The 20,534-nt window shown below is 63.5% G+C and carries 18 protein-coding genes; 5 read left to right on the top strand and 13 right to left on the bottom strand.

Annotation, left to right across the window (positions count from 1 at the left end; translation table 11 throughout):
• The first annotated feature begins 75 nt into the window (after positions 1–75).
• Positions 76–1,359, top strand: a complete 1,284-nt coding sequence (locus QZ213_RS03635; protein ID WP_291684688.1) for an MFS transporter — start codon at positions 76–78, stop codon at positions 1,357–1,359.
• Between the two features lie 82 nt (positions 1,360–1,441).
• On the opposite strand, the gene QZ213_RS03630 is transcribed toward QZ213_RS03635, so the two are convergent.
• Positions 1,442–3,001, bottom strand: coding sequence for a carboxyl transferase domain-containing protein (locus tag QZ213_RS03630; protein WP_291684687.1), 1,560 nt, complete (start codon positions 2,999–3,001; stop codon positions 1,442–1,444).
• Positions 2,931–3,905, bottom strand: coding sequence for an IclR family transcriptional regulator (locus tag QZ213_RS03625; protein ID WP_291684686.1), 975 nt, complete (start codon positions 3,903–3,905; stop codon positions 2,931–2,933). The genes QZ213_RS03630 and QZ213_RS03625 overlap by 71 nt, the downstream gene beginning before the upstream one ends.
• Positions 3,906–4,068: 163 nt before the next feature.
• Between QZ213_RS03625 and QZ213_RS03620 the strand changes: the two genes are divergently transcribed.
• Together QZ213_RS03620 and glsA are read left to right on the top strand one after the other, a co-directional pair.
• Complete coding sequence (locus QZ213_RS03620; RefSeq protein ID WP_291684685.1) at positions 4,069–4,290, top strand: acetyl-CoA carboxylase biotin carboxyl carrier protein subunit; 222 nt, start codon at positions 4,069–4,071, stop codon at positions 4,288–4,290.
• Between the two features lie 125 nt (positions 4,291–4,415).
• On the top strand, positions 4,416–6,257 hold the full coding sequence (gene glsA, locus QZ213_RS03615; RefSeq protein WP_291684684.1) for a glutaminase A: 1,842 nt from the start codon (positions 4,416–4,418) through the stop codon (positions 6,255–6,257).
• A gap of 111 nt (positions 6,258–6,368) precedes the next feature.
• On the opposite strand, the gene QZ213_RS03610 is transcribed toward glsA, so the two are convergent.
• The 11 genes from QZ213_RS03610 to ugpC all read right to left on the bottom strand — a co-directional run bounded on the left by QZ213_RS03610 (position 6,369) and on the right by ugpC (position 18,356).
• Positions 6,369–6,893 carry a carboxymuconolactone decarboxylase family protein gene (locus QZ213_RS03610; protein WP_291684683.1) on the bottom strand — a complete coding sequence of 175 codons (525 nt, stop codon included), beginning with the start codon at positions 6,891–6,893 and terminating at the stop codon, positions 6,369–6,371.
• Positions 6,894–7,507: 614 nt separating this feature from the next.
• Complete coding sequence (locus QZ213_RS03605; protein WP_291684682.1) at positions 7,508–7,876, bottom strand: OB-fold domain-containing protein; 369 nt, start codon at positions 7,874–7,876, stop codon at positions 7,508–7,510.
• The gene (locus QZ213_RS03600; RefSeq protein WP_291684681.1) at positions 7,873–9,009 is read right to left on the bottom strand and encodes a thiolase family protein; all 1,137 of its coding nucleotides are present in this window, start codon (positions 9,007–9,009) and stop codon (positions 7,873–7,875) included. Before QZ213_RS03600 ends, QZ213_RS03605 begins: the two co-directional genes overlap by 4 nt.
• A gap of 1 nt (position 9,010) precedes the next feature.
• On the bottom strand, positions 9,011–10,177 hold the full coding sequence (locus tag QZ213_RS03595; RefSeq protein ID WP_291684680.1) for an acyl-CoA dehydrogenase family protein: 1,167 nt from the start codon (positions 10,175–10,177) through the stop codon (positions 9,011–9,013).
• A gap of 5 nt (positions 10,178–10,182) precedes the next feature.
• Positions 10,183–11,394, bottom strand: coding sequence for a CoA transferase (locus QZ213_RS03590; RefSeq protein WP_291684679.1), 1,212 nt, complete (start codon positions 11,392–11,394; stop codon positions 10,183–10,185).
• Positions 11,395–11,548: 154 nt separating this feature from the next.
• Complete coding sequence (locus tag QZ213_RS03585) at positions 11,549–12,718, bottom strand: acetyl-CoA acetyltransferase (RefSeq protein WP_291684678.1); 1,170 nt, start codon at positions 12,716–12,718, stop codon at positions 11,549–11,551.
• A 31-nt stretch (positions 12,719–12,749) separates the two neighbouring features.
• The gene (gene denD, locus QZ213_RS03580) at positions 12,750–13,736 is read right to left on the bottom strand and encodes a D-erythronate dehydrogenase (RefSeq protein WP_291684677.1); all 987 of its coding nucleotides are present in this window, start codon (positions 13,734–13,736) and stop codon (positions 12,750–12,752) included.
• Positions 13,737–13,841: 105 nt separating this feature from the next.
• Positions 13,842–14,777: a carbohydrate ABC transporter permease gene (locus tag QZ213_RS03575; protein WP_291684676.1), complete on the bottom strand. Its 936-nt coding sequence runs from the start codon at positions 14,775–14,777 to the stop codon at positions 13,842–13,844.
• A gap of 81 nt (positions 14,778–14,858) precedes the next feature.
• The gene (locus QZ213_RS03570) at positions 14,859–15,818 is read right to left on the bottom strand and encodes a sugar ABC transporter permease (protein WP_291684675.1); all 960 of its coding nucleotides are present in this window, start codon (positions 15,816–15,818) and stop codon (positions 14,859–14,861) included.
• A gap of 115 nt (positions 15,819–15,933) precedes the next feature.
• The gene (locus QZ213_RS03565; RefSeq protein WP_291684674.1) at positions 15,934–17,253 is read right to left on the bottom strand and encodes an ABC transporter substrate-binding protein; all 1,320 of its coding nucleotides are present in this window, start codon (positions 17,251–17,253) and stop codon (positions 15,934–15,936) included.
• Positions 17,254–17,288: 35 nt separating this feature from the next.
• Positions 17,289–18,356: a sn-glycerol-3-phosphate ABC transporter ATP-binding protein UgpC gene (ugpC, locus tag QZ213_RS03560; RefSeq protein ID WP_291684673.1), complete on the bottom strand. Its 1,068-nt coding sequence runs from the start codon at positions 18,354–18,356 to the stop codon at positions 17,289–17,291.
• A gap of 181 nt (positions 18,357–18,537) precedes the next feature.
• On the opposite strand from ugpC, the gene QZ213_RS03555 reads away from it, so the two are divergent.
• Positions 18,538–19,569 (top strand): LacI family DNA-binding transcriptional regulator, encoded by a 1,032-nt coding sequence (locus QZ213_RS03555; protein ID WP_291684672.1) that lies wholly within the window; start codon positions 18,538–18,540, stop codon positions 19,567–19,569.
• 203 nt (positions 19,570–19,772) lie between these two features.
• The coding region (locus tag QZ213_RS03550; protein ID WP_291684671.1) for a dihydroxy-acid dehydratase at positions 19,773–20,534 on the top strand (762 nt) is incomplete at its 3' end.

Below are 20,534 nucleotides of genomic sequence, written 5' to 3'. Positions count from 1 at the left end.
CCGACGCCGCCCGGTTTAATGATCGCCGAGAAGTCATTGTTCGCCACCGCCCAACGGCAGGAAGCTTGAAATTCCATGATCTCCAACTGGCTGTCAGCCGCCCTCGCCCGCCGCAACATCCATTACGGCTGGGTGATGGTCGGCGTGACCTTTTTCACCGCGCTGGTCAGCGCCGGCACGGTCGGCGCACCCGGTGTCTTCATCGTGCCGCTGCAACATGAATTCGGCTGGACCACCGCGGAAATTTCCTCGGCGCTTTCCATCCGTTTCATTCTCTTCGGCCTGATGGCGCCGTTCGCGGCCGCGCTATTGAACCGCTACGGCGTGCGCAACGTGACGCTGTCGGCGCTTCTGATCGTGGCTTCGGCGCTGGTGACCTCGCTCGCCATGACGAAAGTCTGGCAATTGATGCTGCTGTGGGGCGTCGTGATCGGCATCGGCACCGGCATGACCGCGCTGGTGCTGGGCGCCACCATCGCCGCGCGCTGGTTCGCGGCGCGGCGCGGGCTGGTGGTCGGCATTCTCACCGCGAGCGTCGCGACCGGACAACTGGTGTTCCTGCCGCTACTCGCCAGCATCACCGAACGGCTGGGCTGGCGCATCGCGCTGGTGCTGATCTGCGTGATGCTCGCTGTCGCGGCATCCGCCGTGCTGCTCCTGATGCGCGACCGCCCGAGCGACGTTGGCTTGCGACCGTTCGGCGACGAGGGTACCCAGCCATTGCCGGCGCCGCCCGCGAACAACGCGCCGATCATGGCGGCCGCGCTCGGCACGCTGCGCGACGCCTCGAAGCAGCGGGTGTTCTGGATCCTGTTCGCGACCTTCTTCATCTGCGGCGCCTCCACCAACGGGCTGGTCCAGGTGCATCTGATTCCGATGTGCCTCGATTTCGGTATTCCGCAGGTGCAAGCGGCGAGCCTGCTCGCCGCCATGGGCGTGTTCGATTTCTTCGGCACCATCATGTCGGGCTGGCTGTCGGACCGGTACGATAACCGATATCTGCTGTTCTGGTATTACGGCCTGCGCGGGTTGTCGCTGCTGTTCCTCCCCTTTACCGATTTCTCGTTCTACGGCCTGTCGCTGTTTGCGATGTTCTATGGGCTGGACTGGATCGCGACGGTGCCGCCAACAGTGCGGCTCACCGCGCAGCGATTCGGGCCGGAGCGCGCCAACCTGGTGTTCGGCTGGATCTTTGCAGGACATCAGCTGGGAGCCGCAACCGCGGCGTTCGGCGCCGGGCTGTCGCGGACGTTGCTGGCGACCTATCTGCCGGCGTTCTTCGTCGCCGGCGCACTTTGCGTCGTCGCAGCGCTGATCGTGCTGGCGATTTCGCGGCCGCCGAAGCCGGTGGCGGCGTGACGAGTGGCGAATAGCGGGTAGCGAATGGGAAGAATCTATTCGCTGTTGGCTACGCGCTACTCACCATTCGCCATTCGGCCTCCTACGGCCGCGTCGCCATGTTGGACGGCGGGCCCGGCGTGCGCAGCGGCTCGGCGAGGCGCGCAAACTCGCACAGCAGCGAACGGGTCTTGCGCGGGTCGATAATTTCCTCGACCCAGAATTTTTCGGCCGAGCGGAACGGCGAGCGCAATTTGTTGAGGCGGTCCTCGATCTCCTTCAGCTTGGCCTGCGGGTCTTCCGCAGCGTCGATGTCGGCGCGATAGGCCGCCTCGATGCCGCCTTCCAACGGAAGCGAACCCCAATAGGCCGACGGCCAGGCATAGCGCATGGAAAACCGGTTCGACGGCTGATGCACGACGCCGGCCACGCCAAAGGCATTGCGCACGATGATGGTGCACCAGGGCACGGTGGACTGGTTGACCGCGGCCATGGCGCGCACGCCGTGGCGGATGGTAGCGGACTTCTCGGCCTCGAGCCCGATCATGAAGCCCGGGCAATCCATCAGATAGACCACCGGGAGATGGAAGGTTTCGGCGAGATCGACGAACCGCACCACCTTCTGGCAGGCTTCCGCCGTCCATGACCCGCCGTAATGGAAGGGATCGCTGGCGAGCAGCAGCACCGCGCGGCCTTCCAGCCGGGCGAAGCCGGTGATGACCGGACGGCCGAAATTCGCGGCCATCTCGAAGAACGAGCCCTTGTCGACCACCGCATTGATGATCGGCCGCATCTTGTAGACCTGGCGGCGGTTGCGCGGCACCGCCTTCATCAGCGATTCCTCCGCGCGCTCCGGATCGTCATCGCCAGGTACCGTCGGCGGCAGCCCAAAGACCGACGACGGCAGATAAGACAGGAACCGCCTGGCGCGCTCGAACGCCTCCTCCTCGGTCTCGACGGCGTCATCGACACCGCCGGCGCGGGTCTGGATATCGGCGCCGCCGAGTTCCTGCTTGGTGAGGTCCTGGCCGAGCCGTTTGACGACCGGCGGACCCGCGACGAACATCGCGGAGTTCTTCGTCATGACAGAATAATGGCTGGCGGCAAGCCGCGCGGCGCCCAGCCCCGCGACCGATCCGAGCCCCAGGCCCACCACCGGCACGCGGGCCAGGTTGGCGATCGTATACCAGTACCAGCGCGTGCCGCCGACGCCGCCCGGCAGATTGGCCGCGCCCTTGGTTTCGATGGTTTTTACCGAGCCGCCGCCGCCGGAGCCTTCGATCATCCGGATGATCGGCAGCCGGAAGTCGTGCGCCATCTCTTCGGCCATCAGCGGCTTTGCGGAGATCGAGGCATCGGCGGAGCCGCCGCGCACCGTGAAATCGTCGCCGACCACGACCACGGTGCGCCCGTCGATCTTGCCGCGGCCGAACACGCAGTTCGCCGGCGTCAGATTCCGCAGTTCGCCGTGCTCGTCATATTCCGCCGTGCCGGAAACCGCGCCAATCTCGTGGAAGCTGTTCTGATCGACCAGGCCGTCGATGCGATCGCGAACGGTAAGCCGGCCCTGGTCGCGCTGCCGCTTGACCTTGTCAGCGCCGCCCATCTCGCGCGCGAACGCTTCGCGCCGCGCGAGATCGTCGAGCTCCGGCTTCCAGGTCATTCGCATCCTCCGTCTTGATGATTTTCTTATTGTGGGTCGGTACCGGAACCGGCTTGTTCTGCGTGCGATCGTTGAATAGTTCGCCGTCGGCGCCTTCAAGCAGGCCGCCGATCGCTGCGCCCAATTCGAGAATCCGCGGCGCGACCTCCTTGTGCAGCCGCTTCTCATCGTACATCGCGGACAGGAGACCGATCGTGACGACGACGAATGTCTGATACTGCGGCGACCACAACGGCACGGCGAGGCCGTTGATATGCTGGCTCCACAGGCCGCAGGCGACGACATAGCCATGTTCGCGCAGGAAGCTGCGATTTTGCTCGAGACGCGGCCGCAGCAGGTCGGCGCCATCAGGGATTTCGCGCTCCATTTCCGCGAGCAAGGCGTCGCCGACATCGGGATCAAGCGCCGCCGTATAGGCATGACCTGCCGCCGTACTCGCCATCGCGATGCGACTGCCGGCCGTGGAATTCAGGCCGAGCGCGTTGGCCGCACGGCCAACGACGAGATAGACAAGGTGGAAGCGATCCGGAACGACGAAGCCGACGGTACCGGGAAATTGCTCGGCGACGTCCTGCAGCCGCAGCCGTATCAAATTGCGCAGCTGTACCCCGCGTAACATCGAGGTGCTCATCGCCACCGCGCTGGGGCCGATGCGGTATTTCTGGTCGCGCGGCAGATAGACGAGCTGGCCCAACCGGGTCAGCGTGTGCGTCAGGCGCGATACCGTCGATCGCGGCAGACCGCAGCGATTGGAAATCTCAAGATTGCCGAGCCGCGCCTCATGGCTCTCGAAGCAGCGCAACACGTCGAAGGCGCGCGACACCACCTGGATCACGTCCCCCTCACCTGAGAGATCGCTGGCGAGCATTCCCTGCTTGCTGAGCCGCTCCGAGCGTCGTCCCATGTGGTTCCCTGCCCATTCATTCCGCTGCGCGGAATAAAATTCCACTTGCAGATCAAGCTACCTCAGGCAATCTGCGCCCACAACAAAAAGCCGAGGGCGTCCGCCCTTCACGATGCGCGCATCTCGATTGCAGTGCGCGCGGCGGCTGTCCCCGGAGTGTGGTATGCCAGATATCAAGGTTGTGACCGAGGTGGCCGGTCGCGTCTGCGCGCTTCCCGTCGAAATCGGGGTGCGCATCGGCGATGGCGACGACATCGCATTCGTCGAAGCAATGAAGATGGAAATCCCGGTTGCGGCGCCCGCCGCCGGAACACTTAAATCAGTTCTGGTCAGCATCGACGACGTCGTCGCCGAAGGACAGGTCCTGGCGATCATCGAGACGTGATGCGCAATCGCCGCGCGCAGCCTGCCTGATAAAAGGCCATCGGGCCGGTTTCGGCTCCCGCCGATGCAACGTAATGTCGGGACGCGCGAGCAGTTCGCGCGGCAAGACAACGTAAACGACACGACATGAATGATTTGCGCGCCAAGGAATGGGCTGCCCTGAAGCCGCCCTTGCTGCGGTTCCTCACCGCCTGCCACGCGGATTTCTCCAGCGAGACCGGCGGCCATGTCGCCGACTATATCCCCGAACTCGGCAAGGCCGACCCCGATGATTTCGGCATCAGCCTCGCCACCCTCGACGGGCACGTCTATGAAGTCGGCGACAGCCGAATCCCTTTCACCATTCAATCGATGTCAAAACCCTTCGTGTTCGCGCTGGCGCTGGACACGCTGGGGGCAGCGCGGGTCGAAAGCGCGATCGGGGTCGAACCGTCCGGCGATCCCTTCAACTCGATCCGGCTCAACGCCGACAACCATCCGTTCAATCCGATGGTCAACGCCGGCGCGATCACCTGTTCCGGCCTGATCCGCGAGGCCAAGGGCGACGACGCGTTCGAATATGTCCGCTGGGCCCTCGGCCGCTTCGCCGGGCGCGAACTCGGTATCGACGAGTCGGTCTATGCCTCGGAGAGCGTCACCGGCGACCGTAACCGTTCGATCGCCTATCTCCTGCGCAACTCCAGCGTTATCAAGGACGACGTCAGCAAGGTGCTGGAGGTCTATTTCCGGCAATGCGCCATCCTGGTGACCGCGCGCGACATCGCCGTCATGGCCGCGACGCTGGCGAATCGCGGCACCAATCCCGTGACGGGTGAGCAGGTGATGACCCCCTACGCCATCTCGCGGACGCTCTCGGTGATGACCTCGTCCGGCATGTATGACTACGCCGGCGAATGGATCTATCGCGTCGGCATTCCCGCCAAGAGCGGCGTCGGCGGCGGCATCCTGGCGGCGCTGCCGGCCCGGCTCGGGCTCGGCAGCTATTCGCCACCGCTGGACAGCCACGGCAACAGCGTACGCGGCATCAAGGTGTGCGAGGCGCTGTCGGCGCACTACGACCTGCACATGCTCAACCGCAGCGACGACGCGCGCAACAGCATCATCGCCGATTACAATATCGGCAAGAGCCCGTCGCGGCGCAGCCGTCGGCCGCATGAACGGAAGATTCTCGCCGCCCATCCCCAGGCCGTCCGCATCATCGAACTGGTTGGGCCGCTGACATTCTCCAATGTCGATTACATCTCGCGGCAGCTGGCTGCCAAGCCGCGCCCGCAATTCGTCATCTTCGACCTGCGTCGCGTCGCCGCCATGACGCGCGCAGGGGTCCGCCTGCTCGCCGAGGAATTCCGGGAATTGGCGGACTTCCATGTCACGGTGATCCTGTCCGGCGTCCGGCGTTCCTCCGCGGATTGGAAAACGATCCGGCAAGCGGCCGGTGACCTCTCGAACTTGCGTGACTTCTATCTGCTCGACACCGCCATCGAATGGGCCGAGGACCAGGTGGTCTATCGCCACGGGGGCGCCATCGACTTCCACGAGACATCGGCGCTCTCCGAACAACCGCTGCTGGCGGGGCTTTCCGCGAAGGACATCGAGGACATCGCCGCGTTGGGCACGATGCGAAGCTATCGATCGGGCGAGCGGATCGTCGCCGCCGGCGATCCCTCGACATCGCTGTTTTTCCTGGTCAGCGGCGTGGTCCACGTCACCCTGCCCGACGGCGTCCGGCTGGCGACGCTGACGGCCGGAACGGCGTTCGGAGAAATGGCACTGTTGGAAACCCACCGCGCCGCCAACGTGCTCGCCGACATGTCCGCCACCGCGCTCGAAATACCCTTAAGCGAGTTCGAGCGCTTTCGCGAGCAGCATCCGCGGATCGGCGAGCGCATCATGCGCAATCTGGCGCAGCTCCTGGCCGATCGCCTGATCGTCGCCAACACCAAGGTCGATCTGCTGACCCCGACGTAGAGCTTCGGTTCTGGTTGAATCGGAATCGAAGCTCCGGATTCTTGTTTTGACGCGTTTTCTTCACGCGAACCGGTATCCACTTCGCTCGAAAACGCTATGACGCGCTGTCCGTTACACCACTTCCGATACCGGCTGCATGTCGATCGCGAACGTCTCCAGAAACTTCGATGTCATGATGTAGAATCCGACCGAGAGTTGCAGCTCGACCAGCGCGGCCGGCGTCAGTTTCGACGCGATGGCGTTGAACGTCGCGTCGGTCGGCCGGCTCAGCCGCACGATCTCGTCGGCGAAGGCGAGCGCGGCGCGCTGCAGCTCGTTGAAACAGGTCGCGGACTTCCAGTCCTCCAGGGCTTCGTTCTGCTCGTCGGTAACGCCGACATTCTTGCCGATCCGCTTGTGCGCGACCACCTCATAGGGAGCCTCGCACAAAATCCCCGTGCGCGTGATCGCGAGCTCGCGCACCACCGGATCGAGTTCGCCCTTGTGGCGGATGGCGCCGCCGAGCCGGCAATATTGTTCGAAATAGCTCGGGGAGTGCGCCATCATGCGGAAGATGTTGGCGTTGCGGTTCTTGCCGAGGATTTCCCGGGTGCGTTCGTTGGATTTCGAAGTATCGCAATAGTCGATACGGGCCATGGTTCTCCCCGGCGGTTTTTGGCTTGTGACAGACTGCTTTCAGCAGGTTTCGCGCAAACACTATCTGGCCCCTTGCGCCCGGGCAACCGCCCGCGGCGCTCGCGCTGAGCGTGCGTATGCCAAAAATACGCTTCGAAGATTCCATCTCGCGCGCACAAACCGGCTGCACCCGGGCCAAAATGCCGCCGCATTACTGGTGGAACTTGAGACCGTCGATATTCGCCGAGTGGGGACTCAGTAAAAGCGAATTTTCGTCGTGGGGCGTTCCGAGTAGAAAATCTGACCGTCGAAATGCGCGTTCGCGCAACGATGAGTCATGTCCAAGTCTAGGGAGATTGGCATGAAGGTGGCCACAAAGAGGGCGGCCTCGGAGGCACTTGCGCAGACGCTGGCGGTGACGGCGATGCTCGTCATCGCCAGCTTCGTGTTCTACTGGCGATAAAGACCGTTCGTCCTCCCGCCCGGGTGAGACGAGACGAGCGGCGGTTGTTCTCGGGTCGCGAAGCATCACGCATCATGCGATCCGAGACGGGGTGGGGTGAAGGGCAGGTTTGAGTATCACCCCACCCCGGCGATTGCCGTGAACCGCGGATTGAGCGCGGCGCTGGTGCCACTCACGACTGCGCTTTTGCAAAGTATGGAACGAGGCGGCCGGCGAACGGCGCGAACCGCGCGGTGACGCGATCGTCAATGGCAAGATCGTTGTCGCCATGGGCCATCATGCGGAAGCCCTCCGACGCATCGATCAGGACAATGTTGTAGGGAATATGCGCGCGGGTTTCCGGCGTGGCGGCGCGGCAGACCAGCGAGGTCGCGTAGACCGTGCCTTCGCCGCTGGCGCGCTTCTCGACCGGGTCCGGCGCGCCGCAGGCGGCGCAGAAGCTGCGGCGGAAATACTGCAAATTCCCGCACGATCCGCAGGCTTGATAGACGATCGCTTCCGTGCCGGTGGTCCAGTCCCCAAGCCGCCCGCTTCCGCTCATCGCACCCGCTCCAGAAACATGCTGACATGCGACGACAATACGCCGCCGTCGCCGTGCAGCAGCGCCATCGAGGCGTCGCGCACCTGGCGATTTTGCGCGCGTCCCGTCATCTGCAGATGGGTTTCGACCAGATGCGCCATGGCGCCGCCGACCCCGCAATGGCCGTAGCTCAACAATCCGCCATGGGTGTTGAGCGGCATTGCGCCGTCACGGCCGAAATAGCCGGATCGCACCCGCGCCGCCGCCTCGCCGCGCCCGGCAAGGCCGAGGTCTTCCAGCAGCATCGCCAGCGTGATGGTAAAACTGTCATAGATCGCGGCGTAGCGCACGTCGGAGAGCGCGACGCCGGCGGATTCTTTCGCGCGCGCAATGGCGATCTCGGCGCCAAGCTGGCTCAAGCGCGGTGCCGCCGTGACATGCTGGTGGGTATGCGCCTGCGCGCAGCCGCGCACGCGCACGCCGGTCTCGCCGGTCCGCTCGCGGCTGACCACGAACGCCGCGCCGCCGTCCGACACCGGACAGCAATCCAGAAGCTTCAGCGGCAGCGCCACCGGCTTCGAGGCCATCACGTCGGCGACCGTGATCGGGTCGTGAAACTGCGCGCCGGGATGCATGCACGCGTGGGCGCGCATCAATACCGCGAATTCGGCGAGATCTTCCTGCGTGACGCCATATTCGTGCATGTAGCGCGAGGCGACCAGGCCATAATAGGCCGGGATCGTCGGCCCCAGCGGAACTTCATATGTGACATGCCCGACCTGCGCCAGCGCCAGGATCGAGGCGTCGCGGCTCTGCCCGGTCAGACGGTTCTCGCCGGCCACGACCAGCACATGCCTGGCGACACCCGCCTCGACCAGATGATGCGCCAGCATGGTCATCGCGAGGCCGGTGGCGCCGCCGACCTGCACCGCGTGGGCATAAGCCGGGCGGATGCCGAAATGTTCTGCGAATACCGTCGCCAGCATGATGTGCGGCGAGACGGTGGAATAACCGCAGAGTACACCGTCGATGTCGGCGCGCTTCAGCCCTGCGTCGGCGATCGCCAGCTCCGCGGCCTTGCTCATGAGGTCGAGCGAGGACGAGCCTTCATGCTTGCCGTAAGAGGTGAGGCCAACGCCGGTGATAAAACTCATGTCAGTACGACTTCGGCAGGCCCAGCACTTTCTCGGCGATAAAACTGAGAATGAGCTGCGGGCTGATCGGGGCGATGCGCGGGATCAGCGATTCCCGCAAATAGCGCTCGACGTGATATTCCTTGGCGTAGCCGAAACCGCCATGGGTCATGACCGCCTGCTCGCAGGCGTGGAAGCCGGCTTCGGCGGCGAGATATTTTGCGGCATTGGCGGCGGGCCCGCACGGCAGGCCCTGGTCGTATTGCCACCCCGCGGACAGCACCATCAGCCAGGCAGCTTCCAGCTCCATCCAGTTTTTCGCCAGCGGATGCTGGATGCCCTGGTTCATGCCGATCGGCCGGTTGAACACGATGCGGCTTTTCGCATAGGCTGAAGCGCGCGACAGCGCGATCTTGCCGAGCCCGACCGCTTCGGCCGCGATCAAAATGCGCTCCGGATTCATGCCGTGCAGGATGTATTCGAAGCCGCGGCCCTCCTCGCCGAGACGATCCTCCACCGGAATTTCAAAGTTCTCGAAGAACAGTTCGTTGGAGTCGACGGGCTTGCGGCCCATCTTCTCGATTTCATGCACCGCGACGCGCTTCTTGTCGAAGTCGGTGTAGAACAGACTGAGGCCCTGGGTCGGGGTCCTCACCTGTTCCAGTGGCGTGGTGCGCGCCAATAGCAGGATCTTGTTGGCGACCTGGGCGGTGGAAATCCAGACCTTCTGGCCGTTGACGATGTATTTGTCACCCTGGCGAACCGCGCGGGTTTTCAGCTGCGTGGTGTTGAGCCCGGTATTCGGCTCGGTGACGGCGAAGCAGGATTTGTCCGCGCCGGAAATGATCGGCGGCAGCATGCGCCGGCACTGTTCCTTGGTGCCGAACACGACGACGGGATTGAGCCCGAACACGTTCATATGCACGGCCGAGGCGCCGGACATGCCGGCGCCGGATTCCGCGATGGTCCGCATCATGATCGCGGCGTCGGTAATGCCCAGACCGGAGCCTCCGAATTCCTCGGGAATGCAGATGCCGAGCCAGCCGGCGTCCGCCAGCGCGCGGTGGAAGTCGGCGGGATAACCGCCCTCCCTGTCCTTCTTCAGCCAATAGGCGTCGTCAAAGCGCGAACAGATTTTTCCGATCGCGTCGCGGATCGATTCCTGGTTGGCTGACAGGGCAAAATCCATGCGTCTCAATCCCTCTTGCTGTCGGGCGGCGCCCGGGTGACGCCGTCGCGCACCAGCGTTGCGATCTCGTCGGCGGAATAACCCGCCTCGCGCAGAATTTCCGCGCCGTGCTCATTGAGGCGCGGCGCCAGCCGCGTCGGCTCCACCGATGTCTCCGACCAGGTGGCGGACACCTTCATGTTGCGGATCGGACCTTCAGTGGGATGATCGACCACCGGAAAGAAATCGGTCGCGACCAGATGCGGATCCCTGAGCATGCTCTCGAGATCGTGCATCGGCATCACGGGGACGTCGGCCTTGTCGAGCAGTTCGGTCCATTCGGCGGTGGTCCGCGTCTCGAAGATGCGGGCGAGTTCCGCATAGACCATGTCGATATTGACGGAGCGACCGGCGAAGGTCGCAAATCGGGGATCGCCGCGCAGGTCGTCGCGGCCGGTGGCCTCGAAGAAGTTCTCCCACTGCTTGTCGTTGTAGACGATCACGCAGATGTAGCCGTCCGAGGTCTTGTACGGCCGCCGGTCGCGCGACAGGTGCCGCGCGTAACCGCCCTTGTCGAGCGGCGGCTCGTAAGTCAGGCCGCCCATGTGGTCGCCCATGACAAAGCCGGCCATGGTCTCGAACATCGGAATATCCACGCGCTGGCCGCGCCCGGTGCGGTCGCGATGTACGAGGCTGGCGCAGATTGCGCCCACCGCCGTGAGACCTACGATGCGGTCGACCAGCGCATTCGGGACATAGCGCGGCACGCCGTCGCCGGTCTGCGCCATCAGCGCCGGCAACGCGGTGGCGCCCTGGATCAGATCGTCATAGGCGGGCTTTGCGGCATAGGGGCCATCCTGGCCGAAGCCGAACACACCGGCATAGATCAGGCGTGGATTGACCTTCGAGACGACGTCGTAGCCAAGCTGCAGCCGCGCCATCGCCTGCGGCCGCACGTTGTAGACCAGCACGTCGGCGGAGGCGATCAGCCGCAGCACCGCCTCGCGGCCCGCCGGCTTTTTCAGATCGAGGCAGATCGAGCGCTTGCTGCGGTTGGTGTTGAGGAAAACCGGACCCATGCCGGGATGCCGGGTCGGGCCGATCAGGCGGGTGACGTCGCCCTCGAGCGACTCGATCTTGATGACATCCGCGCCGTAATCGCCGAGCATCTGGGTGGCATAGGGCCCCATCAGCACGGTCGTCATGTCGATGACCTTGATGCCCTGAAGTGGTCCCATGGCCAAGTTTCGCTCCCGGCGATATCGGGCGCGCTGGTTCGCGCCGTTTTATCGGACCTAGTAACGGCAGCACGAAGCCAAGATCAAGGGCGCCAGGTGTATGGGGGTATGCGCCTCGACGTCGTCCCGACCTTCACCCGGGACGACGTCGAGGCTATTTCGTCGGCTCCAGCAGCGAAACGTAATTCGCGACCGCCGCCCCGCCCATGTTGAAGATGCCCGCGAGTTTTGCGTCCTTGATCTGCATGCCCTCGGGCGCCTGACCCAACAGCTGCATCGCGGTCATCACGTGCATGGAGACGCCGGTGGCGCCGATCGGATGTCCCTTGGCCTTCAGGCCGCCGGAGGGATTGATCGGCAGCTTGCCATCTTTCTGGGTCCAGCCTTCCTTGATGGCGCGAGCGCCCTGCCCACGCGGCGTCAGGCCCATCGCTTCGTACTCGATCAGTTCGGCGACGGTGAAGCAGTCGTGGGTTTCGACAAAGGACAGATCGGAAAGCTGCACGCCAGCCGATTGCAGCGCACGCTGCCAGGCCACGGTGCAGCCTTCGAACTGCAAAATGTCGCGCTTCGACATCGGCAGGAAATCCTGGGCATGGGCGGTGGCGCGGATATTGACGGCCTTGCCCATGGTTTTTGCGGTCTCGGCGTCGGTCAGGACCAACGCTGCCGCACCGTCCGAAACCAGCGAGCAATCGGTACGCTTCAGTGGCCCCGCCACGAACGGGTTCTTCTCGCTCTCCGAGCGGCAGAATTCATAACCAAAATCCTTGCGCATCTGCGCATAGGGATTGGCGACGCCGTTCTTGTGGTTCTTGGCGGCGATCATCGCCAGCGCATCGGACTGGTCGCCATATTTCTGGAAATAGGCCTGCGCGATCTTGCCGAACACGCCGGCGAAACCGCCGGGGGTGTCGCCGTCCTCCGGCAGATACGACGCCTTGAGCAAATTCTTGCCGATCTCGGCCGGCGGCGTCCGCGTCATCTGCTCGACGCCGACCACCAGCACGATCTTCGCGGCACCGGCCGCGATGGCGCGGATACCCTGATGCACGGCCGCGGAACCCGTCGCGCAGGCATTCTCGACCCGTGTCGCCGGCTTGAAGCGCAAGGCCGGATCGGCCTGCAGCACCAGCGAAGCCGTGAAATCCTGCGGCGAGAAGCCGGCGTTGAAATGCCCGAGCACGATCTCGTCGACATCGCCTGCGGAAATGCCGGCATCAGCGATCGCCTCGTTGGCGACCTTGACGACGAGGCTTTCCACCGTCTCGGTATCGAATTTGCCGAATGGCGTGTGCGCCCATCCGACGATGCTGGCTGTCATGGCAAGTCTCCCTCAGATTTCGGCAATTAGATCAGGCGACGAACTTACCACCAAGTTCGTCCTCGATGTGAATCCGGATGATGTCGTCAAAGGTCTTTTCGACGGTGGTGAAGCCGAGCTGGAGCGCCCGTTTCGGCTCGAAATCGCGTGGCCAGCCGCCGACAATGCCCGCAATGAAGGGATCCGGCTCGCGTTTGATCCTGCTTGCGACCTTGTCTCCCGCCACCCGCTTGAGCGCGGCGATCTGCTCGCCGACGGTCGCGGACAGGCCGGGCATGGTGAGGTTGCGGCGCGGTCCGACCACCGCAGAATCCAGCGTCGCGGCATGCAGCAGGAAGCCGACCGCGGAGCGCGGCGTGGCATGCCAGTGGCGCACGTCCTCGGAAACCGGCAGCACCACGTCCTTGCCGGCCAGCGGCTCGCGCAGGATGTTGGAAAAGAAGCCGGAGGCTGCCTTGTTGGGAAGGCCGGGGCGGATGCAGATCGTCGGCAGGCGGATGCCGATGCCGTCCATGAAGCCGCGCCGGGTGTAATCGGCGAGCAAAAGCTCGTCGATCGCTTTCTGGGTGCCGTAGCTCAACAGCGGGGTATTGAAGAACTCGTCGCCGATCTTGTCCGGGAACGGTGCGCCGAACACCGCGATCGAGGACGTAAAGACAATGCGGGGCTTGTAGCCGTTTCCGACAAGCCGGATCGCATCGAGCAGCATCCGCGTGCCGTCGAGGTTAATGCGATAACCCTTGTCGAAATCGAGCTCGGCCTCGCCCGACACGATCGCCGCCAGATGGAAAATCACGTCGGGACGGTCGGCCACAAGCTTTTCAGCGGCGCCCGCCACCGCGAAATCGCAGGTCACGGTATCGACCGGAAACCCTGATTTGGCCGGCTGCGCCGGGGCGATCACGTCCTGCAGCGTCAGGCGCGTGATATCGTTCTTGCCGAGACGCCCGTCGGCCAAAAGCCGCTCCGACAATTTGCGGCCGACCATGCCGGCCGCGCCCAGTACCAGAATGTGCAAGACCCAACTCCTTGTTGTTTTTGTTCTATAGCGTTTTCGCGCGAAGTTGGAACCGGTTCGCGTCAAGAAAATGGGTCAAAGGATCGGCCCAAAGGGGCCGCGCGCTCACTCTTTCACGGCTCCGGTCATCGCCGACACATAGTGCTCGACGAAGAACGCATAGAGGATCACCAGCGGCAGCGAGCCGCACAACGCGCCGGCCATCAGCGATCCCCAGCGGTAGATGTCGCCGTCGACGAACTCGTTGACGATCGCGACCGGCACCGTCTTGTTCTGGGTCGATTGCAGGAAGGTCAGCGCGTAGATGAACTCGTTCCAGCACAGCGTGAAGCAGAAGATAAAGGCCGAGATCAGGCCCGGGATCGCCAGCGGCAGCACGATCTTGACCAGGATCTGCCAGCGGCTCGCGCCGTCGATCAGCGCGCATTCCTCCAGTTCGAACGGGATGGTCTTGAAATAGCCCATCAGCAGCCAGGTCGAGAACGGGATCAGGATGGTCGGATAGGTCAGGATCAGCGCCATCGGCGAGTCGAACAGGCCGTACTGGAACACGACGGTGGCGAGCGGGATGAACAGGATCGACGGCGGCACCAGATAGGACAGGAAGATCAGGCCGCCGACCCAATGCGCGCCGCGATAGCGCAGCCGAACGATCGCGTAGGCCGCCAGCACGCTGGCGAAGATCGACAGCACGGTCGCGCAGATCGCCACGTACATCGTGTTCCACAGCCAGTGCGGATAATAGCTTTCGAACAGCAGCTTGTGGATGTGCTTGAAGGTCGGATTCCAGGTCCAGAACGGGTTGAATTTGTCGAGATCGAGCAGCTGATCGTCCGGCTTGATCGCGGTCAGGCCCATCCAGTAGAACGGAAACAACAGCACGATCACGATGATCGACAGGGGCAGATATAACGTCACGAGACGGCGCGGCACCGACTGCAGATAGCTCATGCCCTCGCTGTGATCGTCCATCGCCACCGTCGGCGACGAACCCGACAACACGGCTTTGACGTCGACTGGCAAGGTCGGAAGATCAGTCATGGTTCTCTCCCTGCTGCCACTTACGGCAGCGCGCGCGGGGCTTGCCCCGTTCGCGCAAACAAAACAGCGCAGCGCCGTGGCTCAGTCATTGTTCTCTCCCTGCTGCCACTTGCGCCGCTGCAGCCCGAACCAGGAAACCATGATCGCGGCCAAGAGGAACGGGATCATCGCGCTCGAGATCGCGGCGCCCTCGCCGAGCTGTCCGGCGATGATGGCGCGCTGATACGACAGGGTCGCCATCAGATGCGTGGCATTGACCGGACCGCCGCGGGTCATCGCCCAGATCAGCTGGAAGTCGGTGAAGGTGAACAGCACCGAGAACGTCATCACGACCGCGATGATCGGGGTGAGCAGCGGATAGGTGATATAGCGGAACATCTCCCATTTGCTGGCGCCGTCGAGCGTCGCGGCCTCGTAGAGCGAGGGTTGCACGGTCTGCAGGCCCGCCAGCAGCGTGATCGCGACGAAGGGAACGCCGCGCCAGATGTTGGCGAAGATCACGCAGATCCGCGCCCAGGTGGTGTCGCCGAGGAAGTTGATGTTGTGCGTGATCAGGCCGAGATGCTTGAGCGACCACGAGATGATCGAGAATTGCGAATCGAAGATCCACCAGAACGCCAGCGCCGACAGCACCGTCGGCACGATGAAGGGGATCAGCACCATCGCCCGCAGCATCGCCTTGAACGGCATGTTCTCGTTCAGCAGCAGCGCGAGATAAAGACCGACCGCGAATTTGATGGCGCTCGCGACCGAGGTGTACAACAGCGTGTTGAACACCGAGAGCCAGAAGATCGAATCGCCCCACAGCCATTCGTAATTTTCGGTGCCGATGAACACGCCCGGCCGGCCGATGCGCGCGTCGGTGAAGGATATCCAGATCCCGAGCCCCAGCGGATAGGCCAGGAAAAAGATCAAAAACCCCATCGCCGGCAGCATGAACCAGAAGCCCAGCCAGTTCCGGTTGGTCCTGAGCTGGTCCCACGCGGTGGCCTCGCGGATCTGCGCCTTGGCGGTGCGGGGTTGCAGTGCGATGTCAGCCATTGACGAAATCCCTCCGGTGTAGCGATGCCGTCTCTACCGGTGCACGCAGTAGAATATCGCGACATGTCGTCAATTGGGCGGACCGCAGCCTGGGCCGCAGTCCGCCCGATTGTGCTTAGCGATAGATCCGCTTCAATTGCCGCTCGGCCTCGGCGACCGAGGTCTTGGCATCCTTGGCGCCGGTGCAATAATTGGCGAACATGTCGACGACGATGAAGTCGGCGATCGCAGTCGCCGCCTTCTCGCCGGGCGTGCCGATGCCGGAAGCCGGCAGCGCCCGCTTGCTGGCCTGGCCGAACACCGCGTTCTTCGGGTCGGCCGTCCACACCGGCGCCGCGTCATAGGCGTTGAGCGTGTGGGTGAGATAGCCCCGCGCGCCCGACAGCCACTTCTCGAAATTTTCCTTCTCCAGCATGAAGGCGATGAAGGCCTTCGCGGCGTTCGGGTATTTGGTGAAGTTGAACGCCAGGATCGGGACCGCGAGCTGCAGTTCGGTCGGCTTGCCGATCGGGCCGACCGGCCACAGCGCGTGGTCGATATCCTCGGCCAGATCCTTCTTGGCCGGATCATCCTTGGCCGCGACGTAGATCGAGATGCCGTTCGAGGTCAGATACAACTCGCCCGACAGGAACGCCTTGTTGTTGGAGGAGTCGTTCCAGGAGGCGACGCCGGGAATGAAGGTGTCCGACAGCGCCTTGGCGTATTCCAGCGCCTTGATCGTTTCCGGCGAATTGATGCTGACCTTGTCGTCCTTGTCGACGGTCCAGGCGTTATGGCCCCAGAGGATGTTGTGCACCCAGGCATTGGCGTCGCCGGTCGCATGGCCGAGCGCGAAGCCCGCGGGCGTGTTGTTCGCCTTCAACGCCTTGCACAGTTCGAGATAGGCCGGGAAGTCCGACGGGATGGTCTTGAAGCCCGCCTTCTGCACGGCCGATTTGCGATAGGTCAGATAGCCGCCGATGGTCGCGACGGGAATACCGAGCCAGTCATTGCCCTGCTTGCAGGTCTTGGCGGCGGCATCGGTCCATCCGCCGTACTTCTTGCCGAGGTAATCGGCGACGTCGTTCATCTTCAGCACTTTGGTCGGAAACAACTGCGGCAGCGTGTGCAGGCCCCAGGCCAGATCGAGGCCCGAGCCGGTGTTCGCCGCGACCGAAGCCTTGGGCTGCACGTCCTCAAAGGACTCGCTGAACACGTTCATCTCGGTTCCGGTGGCGGCCTTGAATGCGGCGACCATGGCGTTGAACGCGTCGTCCTCGGCCGGCACGAAGCGCTTCCAGCGCATCACGGTCAGCTTGGCGCCGGGCTCGGCCTTCCACGGTGCGGTCTGCGCCCAGGCCTTGGCAAAGTCGAACAAAGCCGGCCCGGTAAGCGCGCCAGCCGCCGCCAGCGCGGTGCCGCCCTGCAGAAGCGTGCGGCGAGTAAAGTCCTGCATAGTTCATCCTCCCTTTGGTCGTTTTTGATTTGTGTTCAGGCGTTCAGTCGTTTCCCCGTCGTCTCGTCGAACAGATGCACCAGCGCCGGATCGGGTTTCAGCCGGACCTTGTCGCCCGGATTGAACTGATGACGCTCGCGAAACACGGCGATGACCTGTTCGCCGCCCAGTTTGGCGATGACCTGGGTTTCCGAGCCGGTCGGCTCGACCACCACGATCTCGGCCTCGGCGCCGTCGTCCGCGATGGTGAAATGTTCAGGACGAATGCCGTAGACCGCTGGCCTGCCATCGGAATTGGCGGGCGCCGTCGCCAATGGCAGCTTGATGCCGTTCGGCCCCACAAATCCCAGACTGCCGTTCGCGATGAGCTTGCCGCTGAGGAAGTTCATCGCCGGCGAGCCGATAAAACCCGCGACGAACTGGTTGTCCGGCTTGTCGTAGAGTTCGAGCGGCGACCCCATCTGCTCCACGATGCCGTCATGCATCACCACGATCTTGTCGGCCATGGTCATGGCCTCGATCTGGTCGTGGGTGACGTAGACGGTCGTGGTCTTGAGCCGCTGATGCAGTTCCTTGATTTCGGTGCGCATCGCAACGCGCAGCTTGGCGTCGAGGTTCGACAGCGGTTCGTCGAACAGGAACACCTGGGGATCGCGCACGATGGCGCGTCCCATCGCCACACGCTGGCGCTGGCCGCCCGACAATTGCCGGGGATAGCGATCGAGCAGCGGCGTCAATGCGAGAATTTCCGCGGCGCGCCTGACGCCCTTGCCGATTTCGTCGGCGCTGGCGCCGCGCAGCTTCAGCGAAAATCCCATGTTGTCGGCGACCGTCATATGCGGATAGAGCGCATAGTTCTGGAACACCATCGCGATGTCGCGCTCTTTGGGCTGCACATTGTTGACGACGCGGTCGCCGATCGAGATCGTCCCGGAGGTGATGTTTTCGAGCCCGGCGAGCATCCGCAACAGGGTCGACTTGCCGCAGCCGGAAGGGCCGACCAGAACGACGAAGGCGCCGTCCTCGATCGGGATCGACACGCCGTGCAGCACTTCAAAGCCGCCAAACGATTTTCGCACGTCGCGAATCTGCACAGACGACATCTAATTCCCCTCCACGTTTCCCGGCCTCGTACGGCGAAAGCCGTCGCTGCTCTGTTTTTTGTTTCGATGCGGAAGTCGATCTTCGCCGAGCATTGTCCGCAATTCAAAGATCATTAGCAATCCGGTGGTAGCGCTGTCAATCTTTGTTCAACTGCCGGAATTGTTGTGATATGAGCGCGTCATGGAACGCAAAAGAGCGAGGTCTGGCGAAATCCGGCTCACCGAGGTTGCCAAGCTCGCGGGGGTGAGCCCAATCACCGCATCGCGGTTTTTCAGGAATCCGCAAGCGCTCTCCCCGAGCAAACGGGAACGGGTGGCGAGCGCGGCGAAGGAACTCGGTTACGTGCCGAACCTGGCGGCGCGCGCACTCGCTTCGCAGCGCACCGAGGTGATCGGCGTCCTGATCCCGTCCCTGACCAACAACGTGTTCTCGGACGTGCTGCGCGGCATCTACGACGCGTCGGAAGGAAGCCGCTACAGTATCCAGCTCGCCAATACCCGCTACAGCATCCTGCAGGAGGAAAAGCTGCTGCGCCTGTTTCAGGCACAGAAGCCGGCGGGGTTGATCGTGACCGGCATCGACCAGACCGCGGAATCGCGCTCCGTCATGGAAACGATGCATTGCCCGATCGCCCAGATCATGGAAATCGGACCCGACCCGGTCGACATGATGGTTGGGTTTTCGCACTATGATGCGGCATTTGCAGCGGTTTCTCACCTCCTTGCGCAAGGCTTCCGGCGCATCGGATTTCTCGGCGCGCAAATGGATCCCCGCGTGCAGCGGCGTCTGCAGGGCTACCGCGATGCAATGAAGGCCGCGTCGCTGTTCGACCCGCGCACCATCGTGACCACGCCCGTGCCAACCACCGTGACGCTGGGCGGGACGCTGTTCGCCGACCTGCTCTCGCGGACGCCGGACGTCGAAGCGGTGATCTGCGTCAACGACGACCTCGCGCTCGGCGTTCTCTTCGAATGCCAGCGCCGGCATATATCGGTTCCCGAAGACATGGCGATTGCCGGCTTCAACGACCTGGAATTCATGGCCGCGGCCGTGCCCTCGCTGACCAGCGTACGAACCAACCGCTACGAAATGGGCAGGCTCGCCGTCTCCATGGTGACGGCCGCGATCGACGGTAACCGCCCACCGAATCCTGTCGTCGATCTCGGTTTCGAACTCATGGTCCGCCAAAGTTCATCGGCGCGGAGCCTTTGATGCCGCCGCGCGGATCGCGCCCCGATCAAATGATTGTAGCAAAAAAATGGTAGCGCTACCTTTTGGGCGAGGCTAATACTAAATCTCTAGAACAATGACCGGAACCGGCGCGGCCAAGCAGAAGGTGCATTTCTGAACGTGGTGAAAGCCGCCGCCGCGCGCTAGGCTTCGTTCCAAGAATGCTACTCGCGGAGGAAACAACAATGAACAAGCCGCTTACCGGCGTCACCAGGCGCAAACTCCGTTCCAGCGAGTGGTTCAACAATCCCCATAACCCCGGGATGACCGCGCTCTATCTCGAGCGCTACCTCAATTACGGCCTGACCCGCCATGAACTGCAAGCCGGCAAGCCGATCATCGGCATCGCGCAGACCGGCAATGATCTTTCGCCGTGCAACCGCCATCATCTGGAACTGGCGCATCGGGTCCGGGAAGGAATCCGCGCCGCCGGCGGCATCGCGATGGAATTTCCGATGCACCCGATCCAGGAGACCGGCAAGCGCCCGACCGCGGCGCTCGATCGCAACCTCGCTTATCTCGGCCTCGTTGAAATCCTGTTCGGCTATCCGCTGGACGGCGTGGTCCTGACCACCGGTTGCGACAAGACCACCCCAGCCTGCCTGATGGCCGCGGCGACGGTCAATCTGCCGGCGATCGTGCTGTCGGGCGGTCCGATGCTGAACGGCTGGCACAATGGCCAGCGCTCGGGATCGGGAACCGTGGTCTGGAAAGCGCGCGAGCAGCTCGCCGCGGGCGAGATCGACTACGAGGAGTTCATGAATATCGTGGCCTCCTCGGCGCCGTCGGTCGGCCACTGCAACACCATGGGAACCGCTTCCACCATGAATTCGCTGGCGGAAGCGCTGGGAATGTCCCTGCCCGGCTGCGCCGCGATCCCCGCCCCCTATCGCGAGCGCGGCCAGATCGCCTACGAAACCGGCACCCGCATTGTCGGCATGGTCTGG

Source organism: Bradyrhizobium sp. (assembly GCF_017881085.1).
Lineage (GTDB): Bacteria > Pseudomonadota > Alphaproteobacteria > Rhizobiales > Xanthobacteraceae > Bradyrhizobium.
This window is presented reverse-complemented; position numbering and strand designations above follow the sequence as displayed.